This is a genomic window from Nocardiopsis sp. RV163, from assembly GCF_001029525.1.
Lineage (GTDB): Bacteria > Actinomycetota > Actinomycetes > Streptosporangiales > Streptosporangiaceae > Nocardiopsis > Nocardiopsis dassonvillei.
On record NZ_LEKI01000030.1, the window covers coordinates 1 to 14980 of the forward strand.

General features: G+C 72.1%; 12 protein-coding genes. 6 read left to right on the forward strand and 6 right to left on the reverse strand.

The features are described 5' to 3' along the window. Positions 1-396: 396 nt before the first annotated feature. Positions 397-633, forward strand: a complete 237-nt coding sequence (locus ABD54_RS08180; protein ID WP_047868858.1) for a DUF397 domain-containing protein — start codon at positions 397-399, stop codon at positions 631-633. A gap of 269 nt (positions 634-902) precedes the next feature. On the opposite strand, the gene ABD54_RS08185 is transcribed toward ABD54_RS08180, so the two are convergent. Next, positions 903-2249 (reverse strand): KamA family radical SAM protein, encoded by a 1347-nt coding sequence (locus ABD54_RS08185; protein ID WP_200904070.1) that lies wholly within the window; start codon positions 2247-2249, stop codon positions 903-905. Positions 2250-2594: 345 nt separating this feature from the next. On the opposite strand from ABD54_RS08185, the gene plsX reads away from it, so the two are divergent. The 3 genes from plsX (at position 2595) to ABD54_RS08205 (ending at position 6451) form a co-directional block, all read left to right on the forward strand. Further along, complete coding sequence (gene plsX / locus ABD54_RS08195) at positions 2595-3719, forward strand: phosphate acyltransferase PlsX (protein WP_047868829.1); 1125 nt, start codon at positions 2595-2597, stop codon at positions 3717-3719. A 39-nt stretch (positions 3720-3758) separates the two neighbouring features. Continuing rightward, a complete protein-coding gene (argS, locus tag ABD54_RS08200) occupies positions 3759-5504 on the forward strand; it encodes an arginine--tRNA ligase (protein WP_047868830.1) in 1746 nt (581 codons plus the stop codon). A gap of 338 nt (positions 5505-5842) precedes the next feature. Further along, positions 5843-6451, forward strand: coding sequence for a YceI family protein (locus ABD54_RS08205; RefSeq protein WP_047868831.1), 609 nt, complete (start codon positions 5843-5845; stop codon positions 6449-6451). A 55-nt stretch (positions 6452-6506) separates the two neighbouring features. On the opposite strand, the gene ABD54_RS08210 is transcribed toward ABD54_RS08205, so the two are convergent. From ABD54_RS08210 to ABD54_RS27110, 3 genes are all read right to left on the reverse strand, one after another. After that, complete coding sequence (locus tag ABD54_RS08210) at positions 6507-7412, reverse strand: ribokinase (protein WP_047868832.1); 906 nt, start codon at positions 7410-7412, stop codon at positions 6507-6509. Then, the gene (locus ABD54_RS08215) at positions 7409-8236 is read right to left on the reverse strand and encodes an exodeoxyribonuclease III (protein ID WP_200904068.1); all 828 of its coding nucleotides are present in this window, start codon (positions 8234-8236) and stop codon (positions 7409-7411) included. The genes ABD54_RS08210 and ABD54_RS08215 overlap by 4 nt, the downstream gene beginning before the upstream one ends. A gap of 79 nt (positions 8237-8315) precedes the next feature. Beyond that, a complete protein-coding gene (locus tag ABD54_RS27110; protein ID WP_200904069.1) occupies positions 8316-8456 on the reverse strand; it encodes a hypothetical protein in 141 nt (46 codons plus the stop codon). A gap of 394 nt (positions 8457-8850) precedes the next feature. Between ABD54_RS27110 and ABD54_RS08220 the strand changes: the two genes are divergently transcribed. After that, complete coding sequence (locus ABD54_RS08220) at positions 8851-10080, forward strand: winged helix-turn-helix domain-containing protein (protein WP_047868834.1); 1230 nt, start codon at positions 8851-8853, stop codon at positions 10078-10080. 76 nt (positions 10081-10156) lie between these two features. Here ABD54_RS08220 and ABD54_RS08225 read toward each other — a convergent pair whose 3' ends face one another. Together ABD54_RS08225 and ABD54_RS08230 are read right to left on the reverse strand one after the other, a co-directional pair. Beyond that, positions 10157-11299: an acetyl-CoA C-acetyltransferase gene (locus ABD54_RS08225; RefSeq protein ID WP_047868835.1), complete on the reverse strand. Its 1143-nt coding sequence runs from the start codon at positions 11297-11299 to the stop codon at positions 10157-10159. A gap of 263 nt (positions 11300-11562) precedes the next feature. Continuing rightward, on the reverse strand, positions 11563-13593 hold the full coding sequence (locus tag ABD54_RS08230; protein WP_047868836.1) for an MDR family MFS transporter: 2031 nt from the start codon (positions 13591-13593) through the stop codon (positions 11563-11565). 220 nt (positions 13594-13813) lie between these two features. Here ABD54_RS08230 and ABD54_RS08235 point away from each other — a divergent pair, with 220 nt between their 5' ends. Continuing rightward, the gene (locus ABD54_RS08235) at positions 13814-14956 is read left to right on the forward strand and encodes an acyl-CoA dehydrogenase family protein (protein ID WP_047868837.1); all 1143 of its coding nucleotides are present in this window, start codon (positions 13814-13816) and stop codon (positions 14954-14956) included. Positions 14957-14980 lie beyond the last annotated feature (24 nt).

Sequence of the window (14980 nt, forward strand, 5' to 3'; positions counted from 1 at the left end):
CTTCGCCGCCCGCCTGCTGCCCGCGATCGCGCCCGGGCGTTCGCTTTTCGCACACGGATTCGGTCCCCCGATGGCCGCCTTCGGCCACGACCGGACAACGATCCGCGGGGGCCGAACCCCCTCCGAACCCGAAGCGTTGGGCTTGACGTGCGGTTTCTCCCCCGAACCACCCGGCGCGCTTGCATAAGTACTTACCGCCGTAAGTACGAATGCACGTGCATAAGCTACGCTTTGGCTCGCACCGGGGATGAAACAGCCCAACGGGGGACAGGGTCACCCATGCCCGGGGTCGTCTTCCCGGTGGGGGCCGGGGTTCGGCACGACGGGCGCGGTGGACTGGACCGCCGCGTGTGGACACACCCCGCTCACGCGTCCCCCACGTTCCAGGAGGTTGAGATGCATCCGATCTACAACGGCGTTCCCGCCGGCAGCCTGCCGAAGGTCGTCTGGACCAAGAGCAGCTGGAGCAACCCGGACGGGAACTGTGTCGAGGTCGCCGCGCTACCGGACGGGGACATCGCGGTGCGCAACTCGCGCGATCCCCAGGGACCGGCCCTGGTCTACACCCCCGCCGAGATCGAGGCCTTCGTGCGCGGTGCCAAGACCGGCGACTTCGACGCCCTCCTGAGCTGACCCGGATCCCCCGCCCCTCAGACCATCCCGGAAAGGGTCCGCGTCGAGGGCCGCCGTGACTACCCGAACCCGTCCGGCGGCCCGCACTCCGTCCACGGCGCGGACGCGAGCGGAGCCCGGCACCACCGCGGTGCCGGGCTCCGTCTTTTGTCCGGGGCCGCGCGCGGCGGCCGGAGGCCGCCCCAGGGACGCTCCAATTCCCCTGGGACGGGACCGCCGTCCGCTCCTCCCCCGGCCTCGGGGCCGAGGCGCGCGGCGCCGGGCCGCGGCTACAGGCGGGGGGGGTCGACCAGGCCGCCGGACGCGCCGACCGGGGGCTGCTCCCACGGCAGGTGGGTGGCGCCCAGGGCGGGCTTGAGGTCGAACAGCCACGCGGCCTTCTCGTCGTACTCGGCGAAGAAGGGCCTGCCGACCAGCTCGGGGTCGCGCGCCTGGATGAAGTGCAGGACGAAGACCTTCTGGCCCGCCACCTCGGTGACGCCGTCCACGCACACCTTGCCCGGGGTGGCCGACATCGACGGGCCGCGCACCGTGCGGGCCAGGCCCGAGACCTTCTTGTAGGCGCCGCGGAAGATCTCGTAGGCCTCCGCGAGCGGCACCGCGAAGTAGTCCTGCGGACCCGTGTCACGCTCGACGAACATGTAGTACGGGACCATGCCGTGCCGCAGGTGGGTGCGCCACATGCTCTCCCACACGGCGGAGTCGTCGTTGATCGTGCGGATCAGCGGCGCCTGCGTGCGGATGACGGCGCCGGTAGCGCGGATGCGGCGCACCGCCTCCTGGACCAGCTCGGGCCGCATCTCGTTGGGGTGGGAGAAGTGGGCCATGAACGCGAGGTTCTTGCCCGAGGCCACGACCTTCTCGAACAGGCGCAGGGTGTCGTCGGCGTCCGGGTCGGTGACGAAGCGCTGCGGCCAGTAGGCCAGCGCCTTCGTGCCGATGCGGATGGCCTCCAGGTGCTCGATCTCCAGCAGCGGCTCGATGTACTTGGAGATGACCCCCTCGCCCATGATCATCGGGTCGCCGCCGGTGAACAGGACGCTGGTGACCTCGGGGTGCGAACGGACGTAGTCGACGAGCTGGTCGATCTCGCTGGAGGCGAACTTCAGATCGGCGTCGCCGACGAACTGGGCCCAGCGGAAGCAGTACGTGCAGTACGCGTGACAGGTCTGCCCCTGCTTGGGGAAGAAGAGCACTGTCTCCTTGTACTTGTGCTGCACGCCGGGGATGGGCTCCTCGTTGGCCAGCTTGGGCACGTTGAGGTCCATCTGGCCCGCGGGGTGCGGGTTCAGGCGGGCCCGGATCCGGTTGGCGGCCTCGTTCAGCTCCTTGCGCTGGGCGCCAGAGCGCAGCAGGTCGGCGATCCGGGACACGTCGTCCTGGGGCAGCATGTCCGCCTGCGGGAAGACCAGGCGGTAGATCGGATCGTCGGGAGCCGCGTCCCAGTCGATCAGCTCGTCGACGACGTAGCTGTTGACCCGGAACGGCAGCACGGTGGCCACCGCCTGCACGGCGAGCCGCTCGTCGGCGGCGAGCCCGGCTCGCGCGGTGAGCTCGTCGAGGTGTTTCGTGGTGTAGGCACGAAACCGACGTCCGGCGGACGGGGACGTCGCCACGTCTGGCGTAACGCTCACGCCTCTCCTTTCTGCGGGTGAGCAGGATGCCCGCAGGGTTGGTGCGGGCAGCCCTGATCCGGTGGTTCCGGCGCGCGTACGCACCGGCGGACCACCGGGAGGTGTTCGATGTGGTTGTCGCGTGCCGCCGGAGGGTGATCACACTCCGGGGCAGCAAGCGGATATACCCCGTTGAGGGACTTTTATCCATCATGCGGGAAGTCCAGTCCTGACCTGGACATACGGTAAGTATCCTCGCATGAGTAGACGAAAGTGCCCGACGGCGCCGCCACCGCGCGACCCGATACCGTGTCACCGCGTCCGCCCACCACACCCGTGAGGGAACAGTTGACTGGTACACCCGACGCGGAGGCGTCCGTCGCGCGGCGCTCGTCCCCGCCGATCATCGCCGTGGACGCGATGGGGGGCGACAACGCACCCGCCGAGATCGTGCGGGGAGCCGTGCTGGCCGTCCGCGAACTCGGCCTGCGCGTCCTGCTCGTGGGACGGCGCAGCGAGATCGCCGCGCTGCTCGCCGAGGAGGGCGCGCTGCGCGACATCCCCGTCGTGCACGCCGAGGACAACCTGGCCATGCACGAGGGAGCCCTGGCCAGTTGGCGGCGGCCCCGCTCCAGCGCGGCCGTCTCCTGTCGCCTTATCCGCCGGGGCGACGCCGACGCCCTGGTCTCGGCCGGTTCCACCGGCGGGATCGTGGCGACCTCCACCGTGCGGCTGCGCACCCAGCCCGGGGTGCTGCGCCCGGCTCTGGCTGTGACCCTTCCCACCGGCGAGACGCCCACGATCATGGTGGACGCCGGGGCCAACGCCGACGCCAAGCCCGAGATGCTGGTGCAGTTCGCGCACCTGGGCTGCGCGTACGCCCAGACCGCGTTCGGGGTGAGCAGGCCCAGGGTGGGCGTGCTCACCATCGGCTCGGAACCGGGCAAGGGCAACAAGCTCGTGCGTCGGGCGACGGAACTGCTGGCGGCCACGGCGGAGGGGCCCCCGGCGATGGACTTCCGGGGCAACATCGAGGGCCACGACCTGCTCGCGCGCAAGGTGGACGTGGTGGTGACCGACGGCCACACCGGCAACGTGGCGCTGAAGTCGGTGGAGGGCACGGCCGCTTTCGCGATGGAGGCCCTGCACGCGGCGCTTACCTCCTCGGCCGCGGCGAAGGCGGGCGCGCTGTTGCAGCGCAGGGCGCTGCGGGGTCTGCGCGAGCGGCTGGACAGCGAGACCTACGGCGGCGCCGCGCTGCTGGGCCTGAACGGGACCGTGGTGATCGCGCACGGAGACAGCCGGGCCAAGGGCGTGGCCCGGGCCTGCCAACTGGCCAACGACCTGGCGGGCGGCCGCATCGGGGAGCAGATACGCCGCCGGGTGCACAGCCGCCCGCCGAACTGGCTGCACCGCCTGGCCCAGTCCGAGGCGCCGGGGCAGCGGGGCGCGGAGCAGACCGAGGAGCGCTGACGGGCCGGGAGGGGCGGCTCCGGTCGGTACGCTTGGGGCATGGCCGACCCGCAGGAAGTACTCTCGCGACGGGTCCAGTCCGCCCTCGGCGCCGCCTTCGGCCCCGAGTTCGCCGACACCGACCCCGTCATCCGCCCGTCCCAGTTCGCCGACTACCAGGCGAACGCCGCACTCGCGCTCGCCAAGCGACTGGGCCGAAAGCCGCGTGAGGTGTCCGCGGCGATCATGGAGCACCTGGACGTGGCCGACGTCTGCCGCGACGTCGAGGTCAGCGGGCCGGGCTTCATCAACCTGACGCTGCGCGAGGACTGGATCGCCGAGCAGACCCGCCGGCTCCTGGACGACCCGCGCCTGGGCGTGCCCGAGCAGGAGCGCCAGAACATCCCGCTGGACTACTCCGCGCCCAACGTGGCCAAGGAGATGCACGTCGGCCACCTGCGCACCACCGTGGTCGGCGACGCGCTCGCGCGCGCCCTGGAGTTCCTGGGCCACAACGTCATCCGCCAGAACCACATCGGCGACTGGGGCACCCCCTTCGGCATGCTCATCGAGCACCTGCTGGAGGCGGGCGAGGACTCCCCCGAGGCGGACCTGGTCACCACCGACCCCAACGCCTTCTACCAGGCGGCCCGGACCAAGTTCGACTCCTCGGGCCCCGGACCCGACGACTTCGCCGCGCGCGCCCGCCGCCGCGTGGTCTCCCTGCAGAGCGGCGACGGGGAGACGCTGCGCCTGTGGCGCAAGCTCGTCGGCCTGTCCGAGGTCTACTTCAACAAGGTGTACGCCAAGCTCGGCGTGACCCTCACCGACGAGGACCTGGCCGGGGAGAGCAGCTACAACTCCGCGCTCGCGGACGTGTGCGAGGAGCTGGAGGCCAAGGGGATCGCCGAGATCAGCGACGGCGCCCTGTGCGTGTTCCTGGAGGGCTTCACCGGCCGCGAGGACAAGCCCGTCCCGCTGATCGTGCGCAAGAGCGACGGCGGCTACGGCTACGCCACCACAGACCTGGCCACCGTCCGCCACCGCGTGGACGACCTCAAGGCCGACCGCATCCTGTACGTGGTAGGCGCACCGCAGGCCATGCACTTCAAGATGGTGTGGGCCACAGCCCGCGAGGCCGGGTGGCTGCCCGAGGGCGTGGAGACCGTCCACGTGCAGATCGGCAACGTTCTGGGCAGCGACGGCAAGATCCTGCGCACCCGCAGCGGCGCCCCGGTGCGCCTCATGGCGCTGCTGGACGAGGCGATCGAGCGGGCCGCCGCGGTGGTCGCGCGGAACCGCCCCGACCTGGACGCCGAGGGTCAGGCCGAGATCGCCCGCCAGGTGGGCATCGGCGCGGTCAAGTACGCCGACCTGTCGGTCGCGCACGACACCGAGTACACCTTCGACTTCGACCGGATGCTGGCCCTGACCGGCAACACCGGCCCGTACCTGCAGTACGCCCAGGCCCGGATCCGGTCGATCTTCCGCAAGGGCGGCCTGGAGCTGTCGCAGGCCAGGGGGGACATCAGCGTCTCCGAGGGCGCCGAGCGCGACCTCGCCCTCAAGCTGCTGGAGTTCGGCGCGGTGGTGGCGCAGGTCGGCGACCTGCTCCAGCCGCACCGGCTCTCCACGTACCTGTTCGAACTGGCGCAGTCCCTGACGGCCTTCTACGAGCACTGCCCGGTGCTGACCGCCTCCGACGAGGCCGAGCGCGAGTCGCGCCTGGCGCTGATCGCGGTGGCGTTCCGGGTCCTGGTCCAGGGTCTGGACCTGCTGGGCGTGGAGGCTCCCGAGCACATGTAGCGGAGCGCACGCGGGCCCGCCGGGTGCGCGTGCGGGAGGAGGCCGGGGCGGCGCCGCCCCGGCCTTCTACGCGTGCGCGCCGGTTACCTCGGGTGCACTGCTCTTCGCTCTCCGCACCGGCCCGCCGTCGCGCGGCTGACCGGTTCCGGTGGCAGAGAACCGCCCGGGGGGATCTCACACGCGGCGAACCGGCCGTTCAGAGGCGGTTTCAGCGCCTGCGCGGCCACCGAGTCGAAGATCTCGCCCCCGACCGGGTCGGAACTCGGCTCCCTGTCTGGGCGTCAGACCTAAAGTATGTGGACAAAAGCCCCAGAAAAGACAAAAGGGAGAAATCGGTAATGACAATCGCCCCCGCGGAGGCCGGTCCCGGACCCGGCACCTGGTACCTCGACCCGTTGCACTCCAGTCTGATCTTCGTCGCCCACTACCTGCGCTTCGGCCGGGTCCAGGGCACGTTCGGCCGGGCCTGGGGCCGCGTCGCCGTCGCCGAGGAGCCCGAACGGTCCGCGGTGGAGGTCGTCCTCGACGCCTCCAGCGTCAACACCGGCGTGGGCGCGCGCGACGCCCACCTGCGCTCCCCCGACTTCCTGGACGTGGACCACCACCCCGAGCTGCGCTTCGTCTCCACCGGGCTGGAACCGGGCGGGCGCAACCCCGACGCCTTCCGCCTGCACGGCGACCTGACCGTCCACGGCACGACCGTGCCCACCGTGCTGGACGCCCAGTGGGTGGGCGAGGCCCCGGACTACGCCTCCCCCGAGGACACCCACGGCCACTTCTTCTCCGCCACCACCCGGATCCGCCTCTCGGACTTCGGCGTGGGCGACGGCGGGCCGGTGCCCTGGGGAGGCCGCATGGTCGGCGACACGGTGGACATCGTGCTGGAGGTGCGCCTCCAGAACCAGGACCCCGCCCCCTTCCTCCGGAAGATCGGGCACACGCCCTGAGGAGCGCGTGCCCGATCGCCCGGGGCCCCGCGGGAGCCGGGGAGGGGCGGCGGACTCAGCCGCCCAGCAGCGCCTCGACCTCGTCCCGGGAGGCCATCGACGAACTGGCGCCGTGCCGCTGGACCGAGAGCGCGGCCGCCGCGGCGGCGAACCTCATGGCCTCCTCCGGCGTGCGGCCCTCCGCGCGGGCGACCGCGAACGACCCGCAGAAGACGTCCCCGGCAGCCGTGGTGTCCACCGCCTCCACCCGTCGCGCGGGGACGTGCAGCGGCTCGCCCCCTCTGCGACCGTGGAGCGAGCCGCCCTCGCCCAGGGTCAGCAGCACCTCCGGAACCATTTCCAGCAGCGCGGCCAGGGCCTCGCGCGGCTCGGCGCGGCCGGTGATCGCGGCCGCCTCGTGCTGGTTGGGCACCAGGACGTCCACCGACTCCAGGAGTTCGGCGGGCAGCTCGCGCGCGGGAGCCGGGGTCAGGTAGACCGGGACGCCCAGCTCGCGGCCGGTGCGCGCGGCCGCGACCACCGCCTCCACGGGCAGTTCGAGCTGGAGCAGCAGGGCGTCGCTGCCCCCTATGACCCCGGGGTCGCCCGCGGCCACGCCGGTGACCTCGCCGTTGGCCCCGGGCACGACGATGATCGAGTTGCCGCCCCCGCCGTCCACGACGATGTGCGCCACCCCCGACGCCCCGGGCACCGTGCGCAGCCCGGACACGTCGATGCCGCTGCCGACGAGGTTGGCGCGCAGGTCCTGCCCGAAGGAGTCCTCGCCCACCGCACCGAGGAAGTCCACGTCGGCCCCGGCCCTGGCCGCGGCCACGGCCTGGTTGGCGCCCTTGCCGCCGGGCACCTGGCGAAAGGCCGTGCCCGTGACCGTCTCCCCGCTGGCGGGCACCTGTTCGACGTAGGCGACCAGGTCCATGTTGACGCTGCCGAAGACCGCCACGCGGGGCGCCTCGGCGCTCACTTGGCCGCCTCCCTGGCCACGGCCTCGCCGCCGTCGCCGTCCAGGCCCACGATGACCGGGGCGTGGTCGGAGGCGCCCTTGCCCTTGCGCTCCTCGCGGTCGATGCTCGCGCCGCTGACGCGGTCGCGCAGCGCCGGGGAGGCGAGCACGAAGTCGATGCGCATTCCCCTGCGCTTGGGGAAGGCCAGGCCCTTGTAGTCCCAGTAGGTGTACACGCCGGGGCCGGGGGCGTAGGCGCGAACGACCTCGTCGAACCCGGTGCCGACCAGTTCGTCGAAGGCCGCGCGCTCGGGCTCGGTGACGTGGGTGCTGCCCTCGAAGGCCGCCATGTCCCACACGTCCTCGTCGCGCGGGGCGATGTTGAAGTCGCCGACGTAGGCGATCTGGGCGTCGGGGTCGGCGGCCAGACTGGCGGCGCCCGCCTCGCGCAGCGCCTCCAGCCAGCGGAGCTTGTAGGCGTAGTGGGGGTGGTCGACCTCGCGCCCGTTGGGCACGTACAGGCTCCACACCTGAACGCCCCCGCAGGTGGCGCCGATGGCGCGGGCCTCGGCCTCTTCAGGGTCGCCGTAGCCCGGCTGGCCCGGGAAGCCGATCCGCACGTCCTCCAGGCCGACGCGGGAGGCGATCGCGACCCCGTTCCACTGGGACAGGCCGTGGTGGGCCACCTCGTAGCCGCGGTCGGTGAGGACCGAGGAGGGGAACTGGTCGTCCCGGGCCTTGGTCTCCTGGATGGCGAGGACGTCGACGTCGCTCCGGTCCAGCCAGGCGCCGATCCGCTCGGCCCTGGCCCGGGCACTGTTCACATTCCATGTCGCGATACGCACAGCAGAAGGCTAGGCCATGGCGGCGACGGGACCGGCCTCGCCGGGGAGCCGGTCCCGCGTGTCCGCGGCCGCGCGACCGTCAGTGGCGGGAGTCCAGCATTCCGCCCACCGCCTTCGCGGAGTCCATCGCCGCCGGGTCGTGGCGGTACACGACCCGCACCCCGTACCCGGCCCAGCCGGGGGCGCCGAACACCTCGTAGTAGGCCTGGGCCGACAGCACGCGCTCCCCTCCGTCCGGGGCGGCGCACTGGAGGGGGCGGACCCCGCGCGGACAGGGGCGGGACCGCGGCGGGGAGAGGGGAAAACAGCCCTGTGGACAACGGGAACGCGGGGTTCCCTGCGGGGAGGATACGAGGAGGCGACCGTTCGTGCCCCGCTCCTCGGGGGCGCGGGGCACGGGAACGGTCGTGGCCCCGGTGCGGCCGTCCTCCGCACCGGGGCGTGCGCGACTCCCGGCACGTGCCCGGTGGTTGTTGTCGCCTTGTGTTGGACGGCTTTCCACCCCCGGAGGTTCGCATTGGGTCAAAGGTTTTTCTACGCTCCTTGCCGGTCCGGCGCACGGGTCCCGCGGCCAGGAAGGGCGGACTGTCGGCGGTCGGGGTTACGGTGGCGCAATGGCAGAACCGCACCCCCGCCGCGACGCGGAACTCTCCCTCTCCCAGGCCCGCAGGATCGCGCTCGCCGCGCAGGGGTTCAGCGACCCACGGCCCTCCGGGAAGCCGACCCTCGCCCACCTGGCGCGGGTGGTGCGCAGAGTGGGCGTCCTCCAGATCGACAGCGTGAACGTGCTGGCCCGCAGCCAGTACCTGCCGGTCTTCGCGCGCATGGGCGCCTACGACACCGCCCTGCTGGACCGGGCGGCCACCTCCGCGGCCGGGTCGGGGGCCGCGCGGCTGGTGGAGTGCTGGGCGCACGAGGCCAGCCTGGTGCCGCCCTCCACCCGCCAGCTCATGCGCCACCGGATGGAGCGCAACCGCGCCCGGGAACGCGTGGGGTGGATGGACCGCATCCGGGAGGAGAAGCCAGAGCTGGTCAAGGCGGTGCTGGAGGAGGTGGTGCGGATCGGCCCGGCCAGCGCCCGGCAGGTGGAGGCGGCGCTGGCGCACGACGTGCCGCGCGCCAAGGACCACTGGGGCTGGAACTGGTCCGAGGTCAAGAGGTGCCTGGAGTACCTGTTCTGGGTCGGTGACCTGACCTCCAACGGGCGCAACGCGCAGTTCGAGCGGCTCTACGACCTGCCCGAGCGGGTACTGCCGCCGGAGGTGCACGCGGCGCCGGAGACCACCCCGGAGGAGGCGCACCGGGAGCTGGTGTCGATCGCCGCCCGCGCCCACGGGGTGGCCACCGAGGCGTGCCTGCGCGACTACTTCCGCCTCAAGTCAACCGAGTCCCGGGCGGCCGTCTCCGACCTGGTGGAGGCGGGTGAGCTGGTGCCGGTGCGGGTGCGGGGCTGGGACCGCACGGCCTATCTGCACCGGGACGCCCGGGTGCCGCGCAGCGTGCGGGCGCGGGCGCTGCTGAGCCCGTTCGACTCGCTGGTGTGGACGCGCGACCGGGCCGAGGAGCTGTTCGGGTTCCGGTACCGGCTGGAGATCTACGTGCCCGCCGCCAAACGGGTGCACGGCTACTACGTGCTGCCGTTCCTGCTGGGCGAGGACCTGGTGGCGCGGGTGGACCTCAAGGCGGACCGCGCCTCGGGGACCCTGCTGGCGCAGCGGATCACACTGGAGGACGGCGCGCCCGCCGAGACGATGCCCGAACTGGTCGAGCAGCTGACCGAGACGGCGGCCTGGCTGGGCCTGCCCAACGGCGTCGGCGGCCCGGCGCTGGCCGCGGGACGCTAGGCGCCGCCGTCGCCCCAGGACCATGCGCTGCCCGTGTGCCCGCATGCGGGCACACGGGCAGCGCGGTCCCGTGGGGCTAGACCCGCTCGATGATGGTGACGTTGGCCTGGCCGCCGCCCTCGCACATGGTCTGGAGGCCGTAGCGGCCGCCGGTGCGGTGCAGCTCTGCGACCAGTTTGGCCATGAGCACTGTGCCGGTGGCGCCCAGCGGGTGGCCGAGGGCGATGGCGCCGCCGTTGGGGTTGACCTTGGCCGGGTCCGCGCCCAGCTCCTGGATCCAGGACATCGGCACCGGGGCGAATGCCTCGTTGATCTCGGTGACGTCGATGTCGTCGATGCCCAGACCCGCCTTCTCCAGGGCGATGCGGGTCGCCGGGATGGGCGCGGTGAGCATGTACACGGGGTCGTCGCCCACCAGCGAGAGCTGCACGATCCGGGCCAGCGGGGTCAGGCCGTGCCGCTCGACCGCCCGCTCGGAGGCGATCAGGACCGCACCCGCGCCGACGGAGATCTGGCTGGCCACGGCGGCGGTGAGCGCCCAGCCCTCGCGCAGCGGATTCAGGCCCGCCATCTTCTCCAGGGTGGTGTCGGGGCGCACGCCCTCGTCGCGCTCAACCCCGGCCAGGGGGGCGATCTGCTCGTCGAAGCGGCCCGCCTCCAGAGCCCGGGCCGCGCGCCGGTGGCTCTCCAGAGCGAACTCCTCCAACCGCTCGCGCTCGAAGCCCCACTTCTCGCACATGAGCTGGGCGCCGCGGAACTGGGAGATCTCCTGCTGGCCGTAGCGCTCGGCCCATCCGTCGCCGTACAGGCCGAGCCCGTTGTCGAGGGCGTACTGGACGTTGGCCCCCATGGGCACCATGCCCATGTTCTCCACGCCCGAGGCCACGACGAGGTCCTGGGTGCCGGACATGACGCCCTGGGCGGCGAAGTGGACGGCCTGCTGGGAGGAGCCGCACTGGCGGTCGATGGTGACGCCGGGGACGGACTCCGGGAGGCCCGCGGAGAGCCAGGCGGTGCGGGCGAGGTCGAGCGCCTGCGGCCCGACCTGGCTGACGCAGCCCATGATGACGTCCTCGACCGCGGCCGGGTCCACCCCGGTCCGGGAGACGAGTTCCCTGAGCACGTGCGCGCCCAGGTCCGCCGGGTGCACGGCGGCCAGTGCGCCCTTCCTGGTGCCGACGGGGGTGCGTACTGCGCCGACGATGTATGCCTCGGCCACGGGGTCCTCCAAGGGCCTGGATGACGGTTATGAACCGAACTGTATTCGGTTTCTCGGATCCGGCAAGCCCCAGCCCCCACCCCAGCGGACACGGCGTCGTGCGGGTCGTCCACGGGCGGACAGCGGAGAACCGGGGCGCTCCCGGGAGGAGGGCGCGGGTTGTCCACAGGAAGAGGCTTCCCGTGGCGGCGGGCCGTGCTCGGTGCCAGTCTGGAGAAAAAAGCTGAGAAGGGGGGCTTGAGTCCCCCTCCCCTGGGGTGCCCTCAGAACCGGTGCGCCCCCCGCTCCAGGTGTCCGGCGTCCCCCTCGTCCCCCAGGACGTCGGTGGTGATGCGCTCCAGGGCGGCCACCACCTCGGGGTGCTCCTCGGGCCCGTAGTCGGCCAACAGCGAGCGCAGCGCGGTCCGCTGGGCCTCGAACACCCTGCGGGCGGCGGACGCGCCGCGCCGGCTGAGCTCCCAGGGCTCGCCCCCGCCCGCCAGGTAGCCCGCCTCGACCAGCTCCCGGTGGACCGGCTCCCAGTAGTCGGCGGGCAGCCCGGACATCTCCACCAGCTCCCCGGGAGAGAGCGGCCCGGTCACGCCCAGGTGGCTGAGCACCCAGCACGCGCGCGGCGAGACCTCCAGGCCCGCCGCCTCGCGCAGGCGCCCGTACATCTGGTCGGCGCCCTCCCGGCCGCAGGCCCGGAACACCTCCTTCTCCACGTGCGCGATGGCGCTGCGGCTCGCGGCGGCCACGGGAGGGATGGACTCGTCCAGGTCCGGGGAGTCGATGGTGGTGCGCAGCGGGATCTGCCGCAGGAACAGCGCCAGCACGAACCCGGCCAGGGCGACCGGGACCGCGCACAGGAAGACGGTGTCCACCGCGTCCGCGTAGGCCTGGAGGAAGGACGCCTGCGCCTGCGGGGACAGTTGGTCCAGGCTGCGCGGGTCGCTCTCCAGCGCCGCGGGGTCCACCCCGGGCGGCAGCGGGATCTGCGCGGCCCGCTCGGCCAGGTTGGCCGCCAGCCGCCCGGAGAAGACGGCTCCGAACACAGCCGTGCCGAACGACCCCCCGATGGACCGGAAGAACGTCGCCGCCGAGGTGGCCACGCCCAGGTTCGCGTAGCTGGCGGCGTTCTGCACCACCACGACCACCACCTGCATCACCAGGCCCAGACCCATGCCGAGGACGAAGAAGTAGAGCCCCATCTGCGCCATCGAGCTCTCCGGCCCCAGCCACGAGAGCAGGAACAGACCGAGGGAGGTAACCGCCATCCCCAGCACCGGGTAGACCTTGTAGCGGCCGGTGCGGGTGACCAGGCGTCCGCTGGTGATCGAGGTCAGGAACAGGCCCAGCACCATCGGCAGCAGGTGCAGCCCCGAGGCCGTGGGCGACAGGCCGTGCACGACCTGGAGGAACAGCGGCAGGAACGCCATCGACCCCATCATCGCGAAGCCCACGCAGAAGCCGATCGCCATGGCCACCACGATGGTCGGGTCGCGGAACAGGCTGAGCGGCATCACCGGGTCCGGAGCACGCCGGGCGGACAGCCACCAGCCCACACCGAACACCACGGCGGCGGCACCGAGCCCGAGGACCCGCGGCGACGTCCACGGGTAGAGGCTGCCGCCCCAGGAGGCGACCAGCGTCAGGCAGATCGCGGTGGCGGCCAGCAGCGCGATCCCGAAGTAGTCGATGCTCTGGCGGCCGGTGGGCTGGCGGCGCGGCAGCACCGCGAGCACCGTGACGAAGGCCACGACCCCCAGCGGCAGGTTGACGTAGAACACCCACCGCCAGGACAGGTGGTCCACGAACAGTCCGCCGAGCAGCGGACCGGCCACGCTGGAGATGCCGAACACCGCTCCGAACAGCCCCTGGTACTTGCCGCGCTCGCGGGGCGAGACGACGTCGCCGATGATGGCGGAGGCCAGCACCATGAGCCCTCCGCCGCCGATGCCCTGGAGCGCGCGGAAGAGGATGAGCTGGAGCATGCTCTGGGCGATCCCGCACAGGGCCGAGCCGACAAGGAAGACGGCGATGCAGGTGAGGAAGAACTGCTTGCGGCCGAACTGGTCGCCGAGCTTGCCCCACAGCGGCGTGAAGGCCGTGACCGCGAGCAGGTAGGCGGTGATCACCCACGACAGGTGGTTGAGCCCGCCGAGTTCGGACACGATCGTGGGCAGCGCGGTGGACACGATCGTCTGGTCCAGGGCCGACAGCAGCACGGTGAGCATCAGCGCGCTCATGATCACCGCGATCCTGCCGCCCCGGTGCTCCCTGCGCGCCCGATGCCTGGCCTCGTACTGGGCCATGGCCCTCCCTCCCCGGCAGGGCCGCCGCGGTCCCGCCCCTCGGCTACCGGCTCCGCTGCCGCCACCCTAGGAAGCCGCGGCCCCGCGTCCGGCGGGAACCGCCGCACGGGCGCCGACGGGCACGGGAACTTTGCCGGGGCTTGGACTGTCCCCTTCAAAACCGAATTCTGTTCGGTTACTGTGGCGTCACGCAGGAATCCCCGACACCCCGGAGCAGAGCATGAAGCGGGATCTCTTCGACGCCGACCACGAGCTCTTCCGCGCCTCGGTGGCCGAGTTCCTCAAGCGCGAGGTCACACCGCACCATCCGGAGTGGGAGGAGGACGGGATCGTGCCCCGCGGGGTGTGGGCCAGGGCGGGCGAGGTCGGCCTGCTCGGCCACGGTGTGCCCGAGGAGTACGGCGGCACCGGGCTGCGGGACTTCCGCTACAACACCGTCGTCAACGAGGAGATCTGCCGGGCCCGCGCCAGCGGCCTGGGCGTCACCCTCCAGAACGACGTCATGGCCCCGTACATGGTCGACCTGACCGACGACGAGCAGAAGAGGCGCTGGCTGCCGGGGTTCGCCAGCGGCGAGCTGATCACCGCCATCGCCATGACCGAGCCCGGCGCGGGCAGCGACCTCCAGGGCATCGCCACCTCGGCGGTGCGCGACGGCGACGAGTACGTCGTCAACGGGTCCAAGACCTTCATCACCAACGGCGTCAACGCCGACCTGGTGATCGTGGTCGCCCGGACCGACCCCGACGCGGGCGCGCAGGGCTTCTCGCTGATCGCGGTGGAGCGCGGCGCCCCCGGGTTCGGCCGGGGCCGCAACCTCGACAAGATCGGCATGAAGGCTCAGGACACCGCCGAACTGTTCTTCGACGACGTGCGCGTCCCGGCGGCCAACCTCATCGGCCGGGAGGGCGCCGGGTTCGTCCACCTGATGGAGAACCTGCCCCAGGAGCGGCTGTCCATCGCAACCTGCGCGGTGGCCTCCGCCGACGCGGTGCTCCAGCACACCATCGCCTACTGCCGGGAGCGGACCGCCTTCGGCCGTCCGATTGGGCGCTTCCAGAACACCCGTTTCGTCCTGGCCGAGTTGGCCACCGAGGTGGACATCGCCCGCACCTACGTGGACCGCGGCATCGGCCTGCTCAACCGTGGTGAGCTGACCGTGGAGGACGCCGCCATGGCCAAGTGGTGGACCACCGAACTGTGCAACAAGGTGATGGACCGTTGCCTCCAGCTTCACGGCGGGTACGGGTACATGATGGAATACCCGGTGGCACGGGCCTGGCAGGACACCCGCGTCCAGACGATCTACGGTGGCACCACCGAGATCATGAAGGAGATCGTGGGGCGCGGCCTGGGACTGTGACCGCGCAACCCCCTCCCCAGAAGG

Bases quoted from the DNA above. Each gene is read 5' to 3' on its own strand.
- argS (WP_047868830.1), top strand. From the start codon at position 3,759: ATGGCCGACCCGCAGGAAGTACTCTCGCGACGGGTCCAGTCCGCCCTC.
- ABD54_RS08230 (WP_047868836.1), bottom strand. From the start codon at position 13,593: ATGGCCCAGTACGAGGCCAGGCATCGGGCGCGCAGGGAGCACCGGGGC.
- ABD54_RS08220 (WP_047868834.1), top strand. From the start codon at position 8,851: ATGGCAGAACCGCACCCCCGCCGCGACGCGGAACTCTCCCTCTCCCAG.
- ABD54_RS08235 (WP_047868837.1), top strand. From the start codon at position 13,814: ATGAAGCGGGATCTCTTCGACGCCGACCACGAGCTCTTCCGCGCCTCG.
- ABD54_RS08180 (WP_047868858.1), top strand. From the start codon at position 397: ATGCATCCGATCTACAACGGCGTTCCCGCCGGCAGCCTGCCGAAGGTC.
- ABD54_RS08205 (WP_047868831.1), top strand. From the start codon at position 5,843: ATGACAATCGCCCCCGCGGAGGCCGGTCCCGGACCCGGCACCTGGTAC.